Consider the following 14,558-nt stretch of genomic DNA (forward strand, 5'->3'; position numbering starts at 1 on the left):
CGTCACCCAGGTGTTGCACGGCATATGGCGTCTCTCGTCGAAGGTCTGAAGGTCCGCTACCTCCCGCAGCCCGAGTGGGGCGTGGGGCATCTGCTGTCGCTGCAGGAGCAGGGGGCCAAGGCCCTCATCGCCTTCCCGTCCCGCGAGGATGCGCCGGTGCTGGTGTCCACGCGCGGCGGTGCGCTGGTTCCCTACCAGCTGCCCAAGGGCGAGCCCATCCAGACGCCGAAGGGGCGCAAGGCCACCGTCCTGGGCGAGGAGCCGGGCGCGCGCGGACTGCGCCGCTACGTGGTGCGCTTCGAGGACACGGGCGAGGAGGACGAGCTGCCGGAGTCGGAGGTGCGTGCGCTGGCGCCGCGCTCCGACCTCTTGTCCACGCTGCGCGACGGGCGGGTGGGGGACGCGAAGGCGTTCATGCTGCGCAAGCAGGCGCTGGTGCTGGACGACGAGCGCCGGGGTGACGCGCTGGGCGCGCTGCTGGCCAGCCGGGTGATGGTGAAGCCGCACCAGGTGGGCGTGGTGCAGCGCGTGCTGTCCGCGCGCCGGCCGCGCTTCGTGCTGGCGGATGAAGTGGGCCTGGGCAAGACGATTGAAGCGGGCATGGTGTTCAGCGCGCTGCGGCTGGTGGGCCTGGCGCGCCGCTGCCTGGTGGTGGCGCCCAGCCACCTCACCGTGCAGTGGCTGGTGGAGCTGTTCCACAAGTTCAACCAGCTCTTCACGCTGATGGACTCGGACCGCTACGAGCAGTCGCTGAAGGAAGCGCCGGACGTCTCGCCGTGGGCGCGCTTCCCGCTGGTGGTGACAAGCCTGGAGCTGCTCAGCCGCACCCGCGAGCACCGCGAAGAGGTGGCCGCCGAGGACGCCTTCTGGGACCTGGTCATCATCGACGAGGCGCACCACCTCAAGGGCGAGAAGGCCTTCGCCGCCGCGAAGGGGCTGGCCGCGAACTCGTGGGGCCTGTTGCTGCTCACCGCCACGCCCATGCAGTTGGATCCGGCGGAGTACCACGGCCTGCTCACCCTCATCGACGCGGCGACGGCGCCGTCCGTGAACGGCTTCGAGGCGCGGCTCCAGCGCCAGGAGGAGCTGTCCACCGCGGTGCGCGCGCTCATGGAAGGCAAGGGCGACGGCAAGGCCGCGAAGGCCGCCGTGGCCGCGCTGGCGAAGCGCTTCCCGGAGGACGCGAGTCTCCAGACGCTGAAGGAGAAGGAGGCGCTGCTCGCGCACCTGGCGGAGACGTACAGCCTGTCCGACCGGCTGGTGCGCAACCGGCGCGCGGTGGTGGGTGGCTTCTCCACGCGCAGGCTCCACCGGCACCCGGTGCAGCTCACGCCAGAGGAGCTGACGGCGCGTGACACGGCGCTCGCCACGCTGGCGAAGGGCAGCCTGCGCGGCGCTCCGCTGGCCAACGTGCTCCGGCGCCTGGAGTCCAGCCCCGCGGCGTTCATGGGCGCGGTGAAGTCCAACCCGGCGCTGAAGGGCGCGGACCTCAAGCTGACCGGCCGGGACGCGAAGCTCCTCGCGTTCGTGGGCGTGCTGCGCGGCATCTGGAATGCGGAGCCGCGCGCGAAGGTGCTCGTGTTCACGGAGAGCCGCGACACGCTGGACTCGCTCCAGTCGGAGCTGTCGCGCGAGGGCGTGGAGGCGCTGGGCTACCACGGCGATTTGCCGCTCGTGGAGCGCGACCGTCAGGTGGCGCGCTTCCGTGACCCGGAAGGCCCCCGCGTGCTCCTGTGCACGGAGGTGGGCGGCGAGGGCCGCAACTTCCAGTTCGCGCATCACCTGGTCCACTACGACCTGCCGTGGAGCCCCTCCACGGTGGAGCAGCGCATCGGCCGCCTGGACCGCATCGGGCAGGCGCACCCGGTGGAGATCCACGTCTTCGACCCCGCGGGCACGCTCGCGTCGGACGTGCTGATGCTGCTGGCGGACGCCGTGGGCGTCTTCGGTGAGACGGTGGGCGGCCTGGACGCGGTGCTGGAGGAGGTGGAGGACCGCATCGCGGACCTGGCCCTGCTGCCCCGCGAGGCGCGCGTGGAGTACGCCGCGGAGCTGAAGACCCGCGTGGAGGCGGCGCGTGAGCAGGTGAAGCGCGCGTACGACCCGCTGCTGGACGTGCGCAGCTTCGACAAGCCCGCCGTGGCCCGGCTGGTGGCGCGCGCGCAGGAGCGCATGGGGGATGAGCCTGGCGACGAGGACTCCGACGAGGAGGCTCCGCCGCTGGAGGACGGGCTGTGGAGCGTGGCGCGCGACCTGGACGAGCGCCTGGAGGAGACCGTCACGGAGCTGGCGCGCCGCGTGGGCATTGGCGTGGACACCGACGAGCAGGTGGAGGCCTTCCAGGTGGCCTTCCAGTTCGGCCACGCGCTCAACGTGGAAGGCCTGCCCGGCATCGACGTGATGCAGGACCGCACCTTGCTGGGCACCTTCTGGCGCGACACCGCGGTGGAAGCGGAGGAGCTGGAGTACTTCGCCACCGGCCACCCGCTGGTGGAGGCGCTGTTCGGCTTCCTCAAGGACGGCCCCTACGGCCGCAGTGGTTTCCGCCACATCGAGAAGCGCAGCGTGAAGAAGCCCGCGCGCGGCCTGGAGCTGCTCTTCCACGTCCAGCTGCCGGAGCCCCAGGACACCTCGCCCGGTGCCCGCGTGCCCAGCCGGCAGCTGGCCCGCTTCCTGGCCCGCACCCTCCTGCCCGTGGCCGTGGTGGAGGGTCCCCAGGGCCCCGTGGCGGACGTTTCCGTACTCACCGCTTTGGAATCCGACGGCAAGGCCCTGAAGGGGGATGAAGTCCACCAGGCCTTCCCCGGCTTCGGCGCCTTCGTGGACGCCGCGCTGCCCGTGGCCCAGGCCGCCGCCGAGGCGGAGCTTGGCCGGTCCTCGAAGAAGGCCCGGGCGGCCATCGAGGCGGAGCGCGACGCGGCCGCCGCCCGCCTGCGCCTCTCCCTCTCCCACCAGGGCCTGCCCCCAGAGGAGGTGGAGGCCCAGGTTGACGCGGAGCGCAATCACTACGAGCGCCTGCTCCAGGCGCTCGCGGGGGCGAAGGTGGCGCTGGACGCGGCCTGCGGGTTCACCCTCAATCGGTGAGTAAACAGTTGTGTCACAATGGAATCGGTCCTGTCGGGGCTTCGTCCATTTGACCGATTCCCCAATCACCGAGAATCTAGGAGGAAGGCAGCCTCCCCCATGGCCCTTCCCCACCCCCCACGTCGGCAGCGCGAATCCGGTCAGGCCGCGGTGGAAGCGGCGCTGTGCATGCCGCTCGTGGTGTTCATGGTGCTGGGCTCGCTGCAGCTCTTCATGCTGTTGCAGGGCCGCATCCTGGCGCAGGTGGCGGTGTACCGCGCGGTGCGCGCGGGCAGCCTCAACCACGGCAGCTGCGAGGCGATGACGCACGCGGCGCTGGTGACGATGCTGCCCACGGTGGAGCACACGCGCACGCCCGCGCAGCTGGCCAACGCCTTTGACGAGCGCAAGCGCAACTACCTGCGCGTGCGCGGCTCGCGGGGGACGCTCTTCACCGAGGGGCCCATGGTGGAGATCGTCCGCGAGTCCCCGGATCCCGCCTGGGTGCGCAGCCTCGCGGGCGACGAGGACCTGCTGTTCGACGTGCCCACGGACTCCAATGCGGAGATGCAGCGGCGCACGCTCGAGATCCGCATGGTGGCCTGGTACTACATGCGCATCCCGTTCGCGGACTGGGTGATGAGCCGCATGTTCCTGGCCCAGTTCCACCTCAAGAACTACACGGACGCGAACCCGCTCAACCCGGCGCAGAAGCAGTCTGACTGGTGGGCGGACACCGACGTGGAGCTGGGGCCGGATGACTGGCCCGGCGGCGACCTGGGTGAGCGGATGCTGCGCTGGAACGCGCAGGGCCACTACCTGTTCCCCATCCAGGTCCACGCGGCCATGCGGATGATGACCCCGGTGAAGGCGTCGAACTTCAATGGAGGTGCCGGATGCAGCCTGCACGGCTTCTGAAGTCCGGCGCGCGCGGTCAGGCGCTGGTGCTGTTCTCGCTGACGTTCCTCCTGCTCACGCTGATGGTGCTGCTCACGCTGGGCTTCGGCATGCGCGCCAAGGAGCGCGTCGAAATCCAGATGGCGGCGGACGCGGCGGCCTACAGCCAGGCGGTGTCCACGGCGCGCACGTTCAACGCCATCGCGGTGATGAACCGCGCCCAGATTGCCCACATGGTGGCCATGGCGGGCACGCAGTCGATGATCAGCTACGGCAGCCAGCAGTACGCCGCGCGGCAGCTGTCCCCGTGCGCCATGCCCGGCAACGACTGGTCCGCCCTGGACGAGGCGGCAGCCACGCAGGTGCAGGTGCTGCAGGGGCGCGCGGGCTCCATGTTCCGCGCGGAGCTGGCCATCTACAACCATCTGGTGGGCACGCACCTGGCGAACCAGAACCTCACCCGGCTCATCGCCAAGGAGATCAACCCGGAGCTGGCCGCCCAGCCCGAGGGCGCCAACAAGTCCCTGGCGGAGGTGTCCGGCGGCGCGTCCTCCGGCTCCAGCTACGACGACCTGATGCAGCAGGAGAAGACGGGCTCGGTGCCGGCGACCTCCGGCGCGGTGATGCCCACGGGCGGAGGCCAGGGCACCGCCACGCTCAACGCCACCATGGGCAGCCTGGGCTGGACGTGGGTGCACAACCGGGGGAGCGGCAGCGCGGGCTTCGGCTCTGGCGCCGCCGCGCACAACCCGGGCTTCCATCACTACGGCAGCGCGTCCGCGATGGACTCCTCCACCTATCAGACCATCTCCGGCCGCAACTCGTGGGCGCACGACCACGGCCGCGCCGTCACCGGCGTCTGCCCGGACGGGACCCCCTACACCGCCGGGGCGACGGACGCGTGGGTGATGTCCGACGAGCGCCAGTCCAACGAGGACCAGCACGTCTACGGCGCGAAGGCGCCGCCCGGCCAGGGCGCGGAGAACAACACCACCGTGGACGAGCGCCACACGCTGGGCGCCTGCGTGGTGTGCCCCGGCATCTGGCCCTACTCCGTGGGCTTCAACGCGGGGCTCCTGCACGGCAACGCCGACGAGAACGACTACGGCCAGCCCAAGCTGTACGCGATGCTCCACCGCGACTACGCCAGCGACGCACGCCGCGCGAAGCCGGACCCGTGGAACCTGCTGTTCACCTTCAAGTTCGCGAACCAGGAGACGGAGTTCGACAACGCGGCGCCGCTCGGGCGCATCCTGCCCACCGGCCGCGAGGACGTGCAGCGCAACCAGGTGGCCCTGGCCGCGGGGCTCGCCTACTACCACCGGCCCCGGCCGGCGGCGGTGGGCGGCGGTTGGGAGGAGCCGCCCAACTTCCTCAACCCCTTCTGGCGCGCCACGCTGGTGAGCACCGAGGGCGCCCGCGACGACAAGCCCGCGAACAGCCTGCAGCAGGCGGGCTTCTCCGAGCACGCGGAAGCGCTGCGCCGCCTGGACAACGCCGGCTACCGGGGCGGCAGCAGCACGGGAGGGAAGTACTGATGCGCGCGCGCGCTTCCACGTCGCGCCGGGGACAGGCGCTCGTCGAGACGGCCTTGGGCTCCATGGTGTTCGTCACCATCCTCCTGTTCGGCATCTACTTCGCGGAGGTGGGCGCGCTGACGCTCAAGGTGCAGGAGGCCGCCAACTTCGCGCTGTGGGAGGCCACCGGGCACGTGATGCACAACCCGCAGGCCGGCGTCTTCCAGCGCGCCAACGCGGAGGCCCTGGCGTCGTCGGAGGCCGCGGGGCGCTACCAGGACTTCGACGGCCGGGCCAGCCACGCCAGCGGCGCGATGACCTTCCAACTGGCCATCGCGCGCGCCACGCGGGTGAACGTGGACTGCGAGCCGACGCGGCCCGCGGGCAGCCCCGTGGACATCCTGGGCACCCGCCCGGTGGACGCGGATCCAGGCTCGACGGCGCTGGGGCTGGCCATGGCCACCCAGTCCGACGGCATCTCCTGCAACGCTTCCACGACGTTGCGCGCGGAGCGGCTGGGCAACTTCATGGAGCCGGAGTTCTTCAAGGTGTCGCACCGGCTCGCCAGCGACCAGTTCCGCGTGTGCGCGGCGGGGCGCGCGTCGGGCGGGCGCTGCACCCGGCGCTTCTTCATGCTGCTGGATGACTGGGGCCTGTCCTCCGTGGCGGAGGGCCGTGAGTGCCCGCTCATGATCGACAGCGGGGGCACCTGCGGGAACGTGGACTACTACGGGTGGGCGGAGAGCGTGTACCGCGAGAACGGCGGCGGTGGGAGCGCCGGCGCCGCGCTGATGGCGGGCGTGGGCGCGGTGGGCGGCGTGAACGAGGACCAGTTCTTCATGAGCTTCCGCGGCTCGGAGAGCAACTACGAGCAGAGCATCGGTGGCTCGCACGCGGGCAACCAGACCGTCTGGGAGACCACCCCCTTCGTGGCGGACAACCTCTCCCCCACCTACCGGAACGACGGCCGGCGCAACAAATGGCTGGGAGGCGTGCCGCATTGATGCGCGCCGGGCGCGTGGCGGGAGCGGTGCTCTCGCTGCTGCTGGGGCTGTCCGCCCAGGCGGCTCCCGACGCGGGCGTGCCGGACGCGGGCGTGCAGCAGGCCGCGCCGCGCTTCGCGTGGCCCCGGCTCCAGGTCATCGCCCACGTGGAGTCCAGCGACATCGTGGAGGCGGGTGGCATCCCGGTGGCGCTGCGCGCGGCGCACGTGAAGGAGAACATCCGGGACCTGGTGCAGCGCTTCGCGGACGCGTTCCGCGACGGCGGCCTCTACGTGCCGCCCGGCAAGGAGCAGGCGCAGTACGCGAACAACGCGGCCATGCTCACCGCATTGGATCCAAAGCGGCGCATCACCTACACCGTGGTGATGATGCCGCGGCCGGATGGCACCACTACGCTGTACCTGGGTGAGGCCAACCACGCGCTGGCGCGTCCACAGGAAGCGGCGGGGGACTTCGCGCCGCTGCCGCCGCAAGCGAACGGCGTGCTGCGCGTCAACGCGGAGGGCTCACGCACGCTGACCTTCCAGGTGCCGCTCACGGGGCAGCAGGTGGAGGCCTTCTACGACGACGCCCTGGCGAAGGCCGGGTGGAAGCGCGGCGACGAGCCCGGCCTGTACTCGCGGCCCGGCGCGGAGCTGCGGCTCACGCACCAGCCCTCCAAGGAGGGTCAGCGCGACGTGGTGCTCATCCACCAGCAGCGCGCGCGCTGATCAGGCGCGCAGCTTCTCGCGCAGCACCTTCGCGCGGCCCTGCATGTCGGGGTCCAGGCTGGTGAGCTCGATGGACTTCAGCCGCTGGTCCAGGCTCTTGGGCAGCTTCTTCTGGAGCGTGCCCGCCTCCTGGAGCGACTCCAGCTTCGCCAGCGCCTTGTCCACGATGCGCTCGCGCGGGTGGTCCAGCAGGCTGTCGAGGAAGTACGCGTCCTCGGGCAGGTCCGGATACTTCTCCAGGTAGTCCACCACGCCCTTCACCCAGTCCGCGCGCGTCTCCGACTCCTGCACCTTGCGCAGGGCGTCCTTCTGGGCCTTGCGCTTGCCTTCGGGGTCGAACGTCTTCGCGAGCCCTTCCGGCAGCTCGCCGCCGGTGAAGAGGGCGTCCGCGGCCGTCTTGTATTTCTGGTAGCTGGCGCTGCGCTCCAGCTTCTGCTGCGCCGGGTCGTCCTGGCGCGAGTGGTACTTGCTCTTGCCGCGCTGCGCGTCCAACTCGCGGTAGGACTTGTTGCGCTTGCCGGTGAAGCCACCACCGTCGTTGTCGTCTCGGGCCATCTTCATCTCCCCTTGCGGGCGCGCCACAGCGCGACCAGTCCCCGCCGGACGAGGGTGCGCACCTGCGCCAGCTCCTCGGGGGCGAGGGGGTGCTCCTCGTCCTGCTCCGCCTCGAACAGCGCTTCCGTCACGTACTCCTGGAGGGCATCCGGCGCGGGCGGCGCATCCGGTTCCCTGTCCAGGGCCCTGGCATCCACGGCCGAGAGCCCCGGCGGCCAGCCCAGCTCCAGCATGGAGTGCAGCTCGAAGAGCAGGTGGCGGGCGACCCCATAACCTTCGTCCGTGAGGCCAGCGGCGTCAAGCGCACCCAGCAGGCTGTCCTGCCGGTTCTCGTAGGCATGCATCAGCCGCGTGCGCGCCTTGTCGTCGTCCTCCAGGTAACGCCAGGCGGCCTCCACGAATTCGCCGGAGGGCTCGTCCGGATGGAAGGGCGTGGGTGGCTGCAGCCGCTCCTTCTTCGGGCGCGGCGGGCGGGGGCCGTCCTCCGGCCGCACCGTCTTTCCCTCCAGCACCACGTCCCAGAGTCCCAGCAGGTTCTGGTACAGGCGGCGCGCCAGCTCCGGGTCCGGGAAGCGGGGCTCCCCGTCGAAGAGGGTGGGAATCACCTGGCCGGCATCGGCGCCTTCCGCGCGCGCCTCCTGCATGCGCTCGAGCACGTCGGCGGTGTCGCAGGGACTGCCAGCCAGCTCCAGCAGTCCGTCGAGCGTCTGTGCACCCTCGAACTGGCGGATGAAGTCGGGGGCTCGGTTCTTGGAACGGCTCATCGTGGAATGGACGGTAGGCACAAGGCGGGCATCCGCGCACGGGGCAATCACACCGGAGCGGGCGTCGCTTCCGTTTCGGGCGCGGCGCCCCTACTCTGCGGCAGTCATGGCCGTGGAAACTTCGTCCGACCCCTTGAAGTCCGCGATGCAGGAACTCTACCGCGCTCGCGCGGTGGAAGGACCGCTGGGGGAGAACGGCCTGCGCACCGTCTGGCACCTGTCTCCCCAGGGCGCGGAGCTGATGTCCCTGGTGGACGAGGACGGCCGGGTGCGCCGCCAGGAGCTGACACTCTTGGATGAACACTGCATCTGGGCCAGCGGACAGGGCGTGCGCACGGGCCGGGTGGAAGCCGGCGAGGCGCGGCCCGTGTCCACGGAGGTGCGCGCGGACCCGGAGCTGGTGCCGCAGCGGCTGGTGCGCGCCGCGCAGGCGCTCGCCACCTACGAGGGCCAGGACCGTTACATCCTGCACATGCAGCGCGTGCTGGCGCTCGCGCGCGAGGGGCTGGAGATGTCCAGCGTCACGTCGCCAGAGCACCTGGCGGAGCAGCCAGGCCGCAATCCCGGCACGCGGGACACCGTCGCCACCCGGACCGTGACCTTCACGCCGGTGGCACCGCCTCCGCGCGAGGCCGTTCCCGCCGCCGCTTCAGCAGCGCCCGCGCCGCGGGTGGCCCCGGAGCCGGAGCCCGTGGTGCTGCGGCACGGTCAGCCGCTGCCCAACGAGGTCCTGCCCCCGGTGGTGCGCAAGTCGGAGGGGCTGGTGATGGTGGCCGTCTTCGGCTTCGCCGTCGTGGTGGGGCTCGTCATGCTGTACGTGCTGACGCGGGGAAGCTGAGCCGCACGGGCGAGCGCTCGCCCATCAGGTGTGTCACGTCCGCGTCGGTGGGAACGGGGCCGGACGTCCTGCGGCCGGTGGTGACGCGCTCCGGGCCCAGCGTGGTGTGCAGCGGGTGCGCGTCCAGCACCAGCAGGACGGCCACCGCGGCGGTGAGCACCAGGCCGCCCACCCACTCCAGCGCGCGGGTCCGCCGGGCCTCCGCCGCGCGGTACGTCATCAGCCAGGCGAAGCCCAGCACCAGCAGACAGGAGAAGCAGCTCCAGCGCACCGTGCGCAGCCGCGCCGCCTGCGCCATGCCCTCCGCCATCAGGTCCGGGCGGAGCGCGCCGGGAGCCCGAGACAGCCGGGACAGCAGTGTGAAGAGGTGGTGCGCCTCCAGCGTGCCCACCACCGCCATGCCCGCCAGCGCCGCGGACACCAGGCTGCCCAGCAGCAGACTGCGGCGCGTGTTGTCGTGGACCGCGCGCGCCGTGTTGTAGCGCGCCATGCCCAGCGCCACCGACAGCGCGCCCAGCAGCACCGCGCTCGTCCATGCACCCAGCAGCCGGGGGGCCATCGCCTTGCCCAGCCCCGCCGTCAACGCGATGCCCGCGTCCGTGGCGGACACCATCGGCAGCGCCACCTGCATCCGCTCCAGCGCCACCTCCGTGCCCAGCAGCCCCAGCGTCCACGGCACCGTCGCCATGCCCACCATCACCGCCAGCGGCACCGTGCGGCCCATCAGCGTGGAGCCCGTCGCCAGCATGAGCAGGGGCACCTCCACCACCAGCGTCAGCACCAGCAGCGCCGCGAAGGGCCCCGCGGAGCTCACCACGCTCATCAGGCCGGCGGGACTGCCCAGGAGCACCGGCAGCGTGCTCCCCAGCACGCACACCGTGGTGGGGACGGCCAACGCCACGACGAACGGCCCGGGCGCGACGTGAGGTCTGACTGGAACAAGCATTTCCAGTGAGAATAGGGGGTCTGTGATTCCTTGTAATTCAGACGGGGGGACGGCCCACGAGCCAGTACACGACAGAGCAGACGGCGCCGGCCACGGGAGCCAGCACGATGCTCCAGAGAAGTGTCTGGCCGCAGTCCGCGCCTTCGCAGCCGATGCGCCCGTAGGCGAGCACGCCACCGGTGAGCATGGGCAGGTGCATGCCCGCGATGAACAGGCCCAGGCCGCGCAGCACGAGCCCCCGGTACCAGGGCCGCGTCCACAGCCGGAAGACGAGCGGGACGAGCACCAGCGTGCCGGTGAACGCGGCGGCCAGCGCGAAGTGCCGGGCGGCCACCGCGACGCACGCGCCCGCGGCCAGCAGCAGGGCGGGCACCAGCAGGAGCGCGTTGAGCGACAGCGGCTCTCGTTCGCGGGGCGGCGTCTGGGGCATGGGCCAGGGCGGAAGGCTCGCAGGGCGTGCCCGGTCGCGCAAGGTCAGCGATGGCGTGGAGCGAATGGGCACGGGACCCATGAACACCCCTTCGGAAGCGAAGGCCATGGCCCCGCGGGGCGGCGTTCAGGCGGCGACGGCGCCTTCGCCCAACAGGCGCGCATAGCGGCCCCGCAGCGCGAGCAGCTGCTCGTGCGTGCCGGCCTCCACCACCTGTCCGCCCTCCACCACGGCGATGAGGTCCGCGTCGCGCACGGTGCTGAGCCGGTGCGCGATGACCAGCACCGTGCGGCCCTTCATCAGCGCCTGGAGTCCCGCGCCCACCGCCGCCTCGCTGGTGGCGTCCAGGGCGCTCGTGGGCTCATCCAGCAGCAGCAGTGACGGGCGGCGCAGGAAGGCGCGCGCCAGGGCCAGCCGCTGCCGTTGTCCGCCGGACAGGCGGCTGCCCCGCTCGCCCACGGGCTCATCCAGGCCGCCGGGCAGCGCCCGCACGAAGTCCTCCGCGTGCGCCAGCCGCAGCGCCTCCCACAGCGCGTCGTCCGTCGCGTCCGGCTGGCCCAGGCGCAGGTTGTGGCGCACGGTGCCGGAGAAGAGCACCGGCTCCTGCGGCACCCACGCCAGCTGCGCGCGCACGCTGGACGCCTTGAGCGAGGACAGCGGCACGCCGTCCCACTTCACTTCACCGCCGCTCGGCGGCAGGAAGCCCAGCAGCACGGAGAACAACGTCGTCTTGCCCGCGCCGGACGGGCCCACCAGCGCCACGCGAGCGCCGGCGGGAATCGTCAGGTCCACGCCCTTCAGGGCCTCGCGTCCGTCCGAGTAGGTGGCGCGCACGCCGGACAGCTCCAGGGCGCGCGACAGGGGAGGGGCCTCCGCGCCCACGTCCGGTGGCACCGGCGAGTCCGCGAGCGAGAACAGGCGCTCCGCCGCCGCCAGCCCGGTGAGCACCTGGGACAGCGTGCCGCTCAGTGACTTCACCGGCTGGTAGAGCAGCAGCGCCGCCGCCATGAAGGACAGGAGCCGCCCGGCCAGCGTCGGGTCCATGGACACCGCGCGAGCGCCCCACGCCACCGCCACCGCCACGCCGACGATGCCCAACAGCTCCACCGTGGGGCTGAAGGCGCCGCGGATGAAGAGCGAGCGGCGCATCTCCGTGAGGTACGCCTCCGCCTCCGCGTCGAAGGACTCCAGCGCGCGGGGCACCGTGCCGTAGGCCTGCACCACGGGGAGGTTCTGCAGCTGCTCGGCGGTGATGGCGCTGAGCGCGCCCAAGTTGGCCTGCGAGCGGGTGGCCACCTTCTTGAGCGACCGCGCGAAGCGGCTGACCGGCACCACCGTCACGGGCACGACGACGAACGTGAAGAGAAAGAGTTTCGCGTCGATGAGGAAGCAGGTCGCCAGCAGTGCGCAAATCTGGAGCCCATCCCTTACGTACGATGACAGCGCCTGGGTGACGGAGAACTCCACCAGGGGTACGTCCGAGGTGAACCGGGAGACAAGTTCGCCAGAGTGGCGCTGCTCGAAGAAAGCCGGAGGCTGGGCGAGCAGGCGGCCGTAGAGGAAGCCCCTCAGGTCGGCCATCACCCGCTGGCCCAACCGCTGCATCAGGCCCCCCTGAAGGAACTGGGCGGTGGCCTTCACCAGCGCCACCGCGACGACCAGCAGGGGCAGCCGGGACAGCAGGGCCTCCGGCGCCAGGGTCATCCCCGCGACGGTGACGGGGGCGCCGGTGAGGACGGCGCGCAGCAGGGGCCCGACGATCCACGCGTACGCGGCGGTAGCGGCCGCGGCGGTGAGCGAGGCGAGCGTGCCCGCGAGAAGCAACCGGCGGTACGGGCTCAGGTAGCCCAGGAGCCGGCGATAGACGTGCGCGGAGGGACGGGGGGCCACGGGAGGGGGCGCACTCTGTCACCGAGGCGACGGTGTCGTCCAAGTGAAAGGGAAGTGGGAAGCGTGCGTGCATGGCCGCCCGCCCCACGGCCGGTCAGGGAGCGCTCGCGCCCGCCTGCGTTGCCGCATCCCACACACGCGGACAGCTTGAGATGCGCCATGGAAACCAACACTGAGAAAGAAGTCCTGTTCAATCCCGGCTGCGAGTCGGTCGTGGATGACGAAGATCGCCGCCGTCTGCTCTGGCTGATGGCCGAGTACTTCCGGACCATTGGTTACTCGGACATCAAGGCCCGGCTCCCTGGCTTCATGCCGCCGCCCGTGCTCTCCGGAACCATCGAGGACCACCGGCCGGACTTCACCTGTCGCCAGTCCGACTCCGCCCGCACGCCCATCATCCTGGAGATCGTCACCCCGGGCATGGTGGATGATCCGACCGCGGAGAATCGCTGGAGCCTGCTGGCGAGCGCCGCGAAGCTCTACAACGCGGAGCTGCACTTCGTGGTCCCCAAGTGGTCCCTGAACGGCCCCGTGGACCCGGCCCTCAAGCGCCGGCTCGCCCGCATGGAGCTGACGGTCAACCGTGTCTGGACCGTGTAGCGGCAGACCCCCTGCGTCACACAGGGTTGGACCCCGGCCTGGATTGCTGGCGTGTTTCGCTGCGTTATAGTGACTCCGATTCTCTACGCAGCTTGAAAACGCCAGCAAATTCCAGGGGTTCGATTCAATGGCAGGGGCCGCAGGGCAGAAGCGCGACTACTACGAGGTCCTCGGCGTCCAGAAGAGCGTTACGGCGCAGGACCTGAAAAGCGCGTTCCGGAAGGTCGCGTTGCAGTACCACCCGGACCGCAACCCCGGGAACCACGAGGCCGAGGAGAAGTTCAAGGAAGCCTCGGAGGCCTACGAGGTCCTGAGCGATCCAGACCGGCGCACGAAGTACGACCGTTTCGGACACGCGGGCAATCCCTTCGGGGACGCGGGCGGCGGCTTCCAGGGCGTCAACATCAACGACATCTTCGGAGAGATTTTCGGCGACATCTTCGGGGGTGGTGGCGGGCGTGGCCGGCAGCGCCAGAGCCGGGGCGCGGACCTGCGCTACAACCTGGAGATCAGCTTCGAGGAGGCGGCGTTCGGCTGCCGCCCGAAGGTGACCATCCCGCGTCCGAAGAAGTGCGAGACCTGCTCCGGCTCCGGCAGCAAGAGCGGCGCGGCGCCCCGGCAGTGCGCGGCGTGCGGCGGCAGCGGGGAGCTGCGCTACTCGCAGGGCTTCTTCGCGGTGTCGCGGCCGTGCGGTGACTGCGGCGGTTCGGGCGCCACCATTCCGGATCCGTGCGCCAAGTGCAGGGGCTCCGGGAAGACGCCGTCGGAAGAGGTCATCGAGGTCGCCATCCCGGGCGGCGTGGACAACGGCACGCGCGTGCGTTTGTCCGGCATGGGTGAGCCGGGAGACCGGGGCGCGCCTCCGGGTGACCTGTACGTGACGGTCATCGTGCGCGAGCACCCGCTGTTCCAGCGCGAGGAGTACGAGGTCTTCTGCGAGGTGCCGGTGTCCTTCACGCAGGCGGCGCTGGGCGCGAAGATCGACGTGCCCACGCTGGACGGCAAGGTGAAGATGACCATTCCGCAGGGGACCCAGTCCGGCAAGGTGTTCCGCCTGCGCGGCAAGGGCATCCCGCACCTGCACAGCCAGCAGCGCGGGGATCAGCACGTGCGCGTCATCATCGAAACGCCCACGGAGCTGTCCTCCAAGCAGCGCGAGTTGCTGGAGCGCTTCGCGGAGGTGTCCGGCGAGGAGACCCATCCCCAGTCGAAGACCTTCTTCGACAAGGTGAAGGAACTCTTCGGCTAGGTGGCCGGGCGTGCGGCCGGGGCCACGCGGTGGCGTGGCTCCGGGGCCGCACGGAGTGGGGAGGGCAGGGGTTTCCCCTCGGTGACGCACGCGGG

General features: G+C 71.1%; 13 protein-coding genes. 8 read left to right on the top strand and 5 right to left on the bottom strand.

The features are described from left to right. The first annotated feature begins 24 nt into the window (after positions 1 to 24). The 5 genes from GTZ93_RS02560 (at position 25) to GTZ93_RS02580 (ending at position 7,191) form a co-directional block, all read left to right on the top strand. Positions 25 to 3,084, top strand: coding sequence for a helicase-related protein (locus GTZ93_RS02560; RefSeq protein WP_139919652.1), 3,060 nt, complete (start codon positions 25 to 27; stop codon positions 3,082 to 3,084). A 99-nt stretch (positions 3,085 to 3,183) separates the two neighbouring features. After that, a complete protein-coding gene (locus tag GTZ93_RS02565; protein WP_120575147.1) occupies positions 3,184 to 3,981 on the top strand; it encodes a TadE/TadG family type IV pilus assembly protein in 798 nt (265 codons plus the stop codon). Then, positions 3,960 to 5,498 carry a pilus assembly protein TadG-related protein gene (locus GTZ93_RS02570; protein WP_139919879.1) on the top strand — a complete coding sequence of 513 codons (1,539 nt, stop codon included), beginning with the start codon at positions 3,960 to 3,962 and terminating at the stop codon, positions 5,496 to 5,498. Before GTZ93_RS02565 ends, GTZ93_RS02570 begins: the two co-directional genes overlap by 22 nt. Then, a complete protein-coding gene (locus GTZ93_RS02575) occupies positions 5,498 to 6,481 on the top strand; it encodes a hypothetical protein (RefSeq protein WP_139919880.1) in 984 nt (327 codons plus the stop codon). Before GTZ93_RS02570 ends, GTZ93_RS02575 begins: the two co-directional genes overlap by 1 nt. Next, positions 6,481 to 7,191, top strand: a complete 711-nt coding sequence (locus GTZ93_RS02580) for a hypothetical protein (RefSeq protein ID WP_139919881.1) — start codon at positions 6,481 to 6,483, stop codon at positions 7,189 to 7,191. The genes GTZ93_RS02575 and GTZ93_RS02580 overlap by 1 nt, the downstream gene beginning before the upstream one ends. Here GTZ93_RS02580 and GTZ93_RS02585 read toward each other — a convergent pair whose 3' ends face one another. Then, positions 7,192 to 7,746 (bottom strand): hypothetical protein, encoded by a 555-nt coding sequence (locus GTZ93_RS02585; RefSeq protein ID WP_169824949.1) that lies wholly within the window; start codon positions 7,744 to 7,746, stop codon positions 7,192 to 7,194. Positions 7,747 to 7,748: 2 nt separating this feature from the next. Then, positions 7,749 to 8,510 (bottom strand): hypothetical protein, encoded by a 762-nt coding sequence (locus GTZ93_RS02590; protein ID WP_139919882.1) that lies wholly within the window; start codon positions 8,508 to 8,510, stop codon positions 7,749 to 7,751. 145 nt (positions 8,511 to 8,655) lie between these two features. On the opposite strand from GTZ93_RS02590, the gene GTZ93_RS02595 reads away from it, so the two are divergent. Then, positions 8,656 to 9,348, top strand: a complete 693-nt coding sequence (locus GTZ93_RS02595) for a hypothetical protein (RefSeq protein ID WP_257979314.1) — start codon at positions 8,656 to 8,658, stop codon at positions 9,346 to 9,348. Here GTZ93_RS02595 and GTZ93_RS02600 read toward each other — a convergent pair. From GTZ93_RS02600 to GTZ93_RS02610, 3 genes are all read right to left on the bottom strand, one after another. Continuing rightward, on the bottom strand, positions 9,317 to 10,249 hold the full coding sequence (locus GTZ93_RS02600) for a hypothetical protein (protein WP_139919884.1): 933 nt from the start codon (positions 10,247 to 10,249) through the stop codon (positions 9,317 to 9,319). The genes GTZ93_RS02595 and GTZ93_RS02600 overlap by 32 nt on opposite strands. Positions 10,250 to 10,331: 82 nt before the next feature. Then, positions 10,332 to 10,805, bottom strand: a complete 474-nt coding sequence (locus GTZ93_RS02605; RefSeq protein ID WP_233596700.1) for a hypothetical protein — start codon at positions 10,803 to 10,805, stop codon at positions 10,332 to 10,334. A gap of 45 nt (positions 10,806 to 10,850) precedes the next feature. Further along, the gene (locus GTZ93_RS02610; protein ID WP_139919885.1) at positions 10,851 to 12,614 is read right to left on the bottom strand and encodes an ABC transporter ATP-binding protein; all 1,764 of its coding nucleotides are present in this window, start codon (positions 12,612 to 12,614) and stop codon (positions 10,851 to 10,853) included. 159 nt (positions 12,615 to 12,773) lie between these two features. On the opposite strand from GTZ93_RS02610, the gene GTZ93_RS02615 reads away from it, so the two are divergent. Then, entirely contained in the window at positions 12,774 to 13,214 is a 441-nt protein-coding gene (locus GTZ93_RS02615; protein WP_139919886.1) for a hypothetical protein, read from the top strand. A gap of 127 nt (positions 13,215 to 13,341) precedes the next feature. Further along, positions 13,342 to 14,463 carry a molecular chaperone DnaJ gene (gene dnaJ, locus GTZ93_RS02620; RefSeq protein WP_120593915.1) on the top strand — a complete coding sequence of 374 codons (1,122 nt, stop codon included), beginning with the start codon at positions 13,342 to 13,344 and terminating at the stop codon, positions 14,461 to 14,463. The last annotated feature ends 95 nt before the right edge of the window (positions 14,464 to 14,558 follow it).

The sequence above is a fragment of the Corallococcus exiguus genome, from assembly GCF_009909105.1.
Taxonomy (GTDB): domain Bacteria; phylum Myxococcota; class Myxococcia; order Myxococcales; family Myxococcaceae; genus Corallococcus; species Corallococcus exiguus.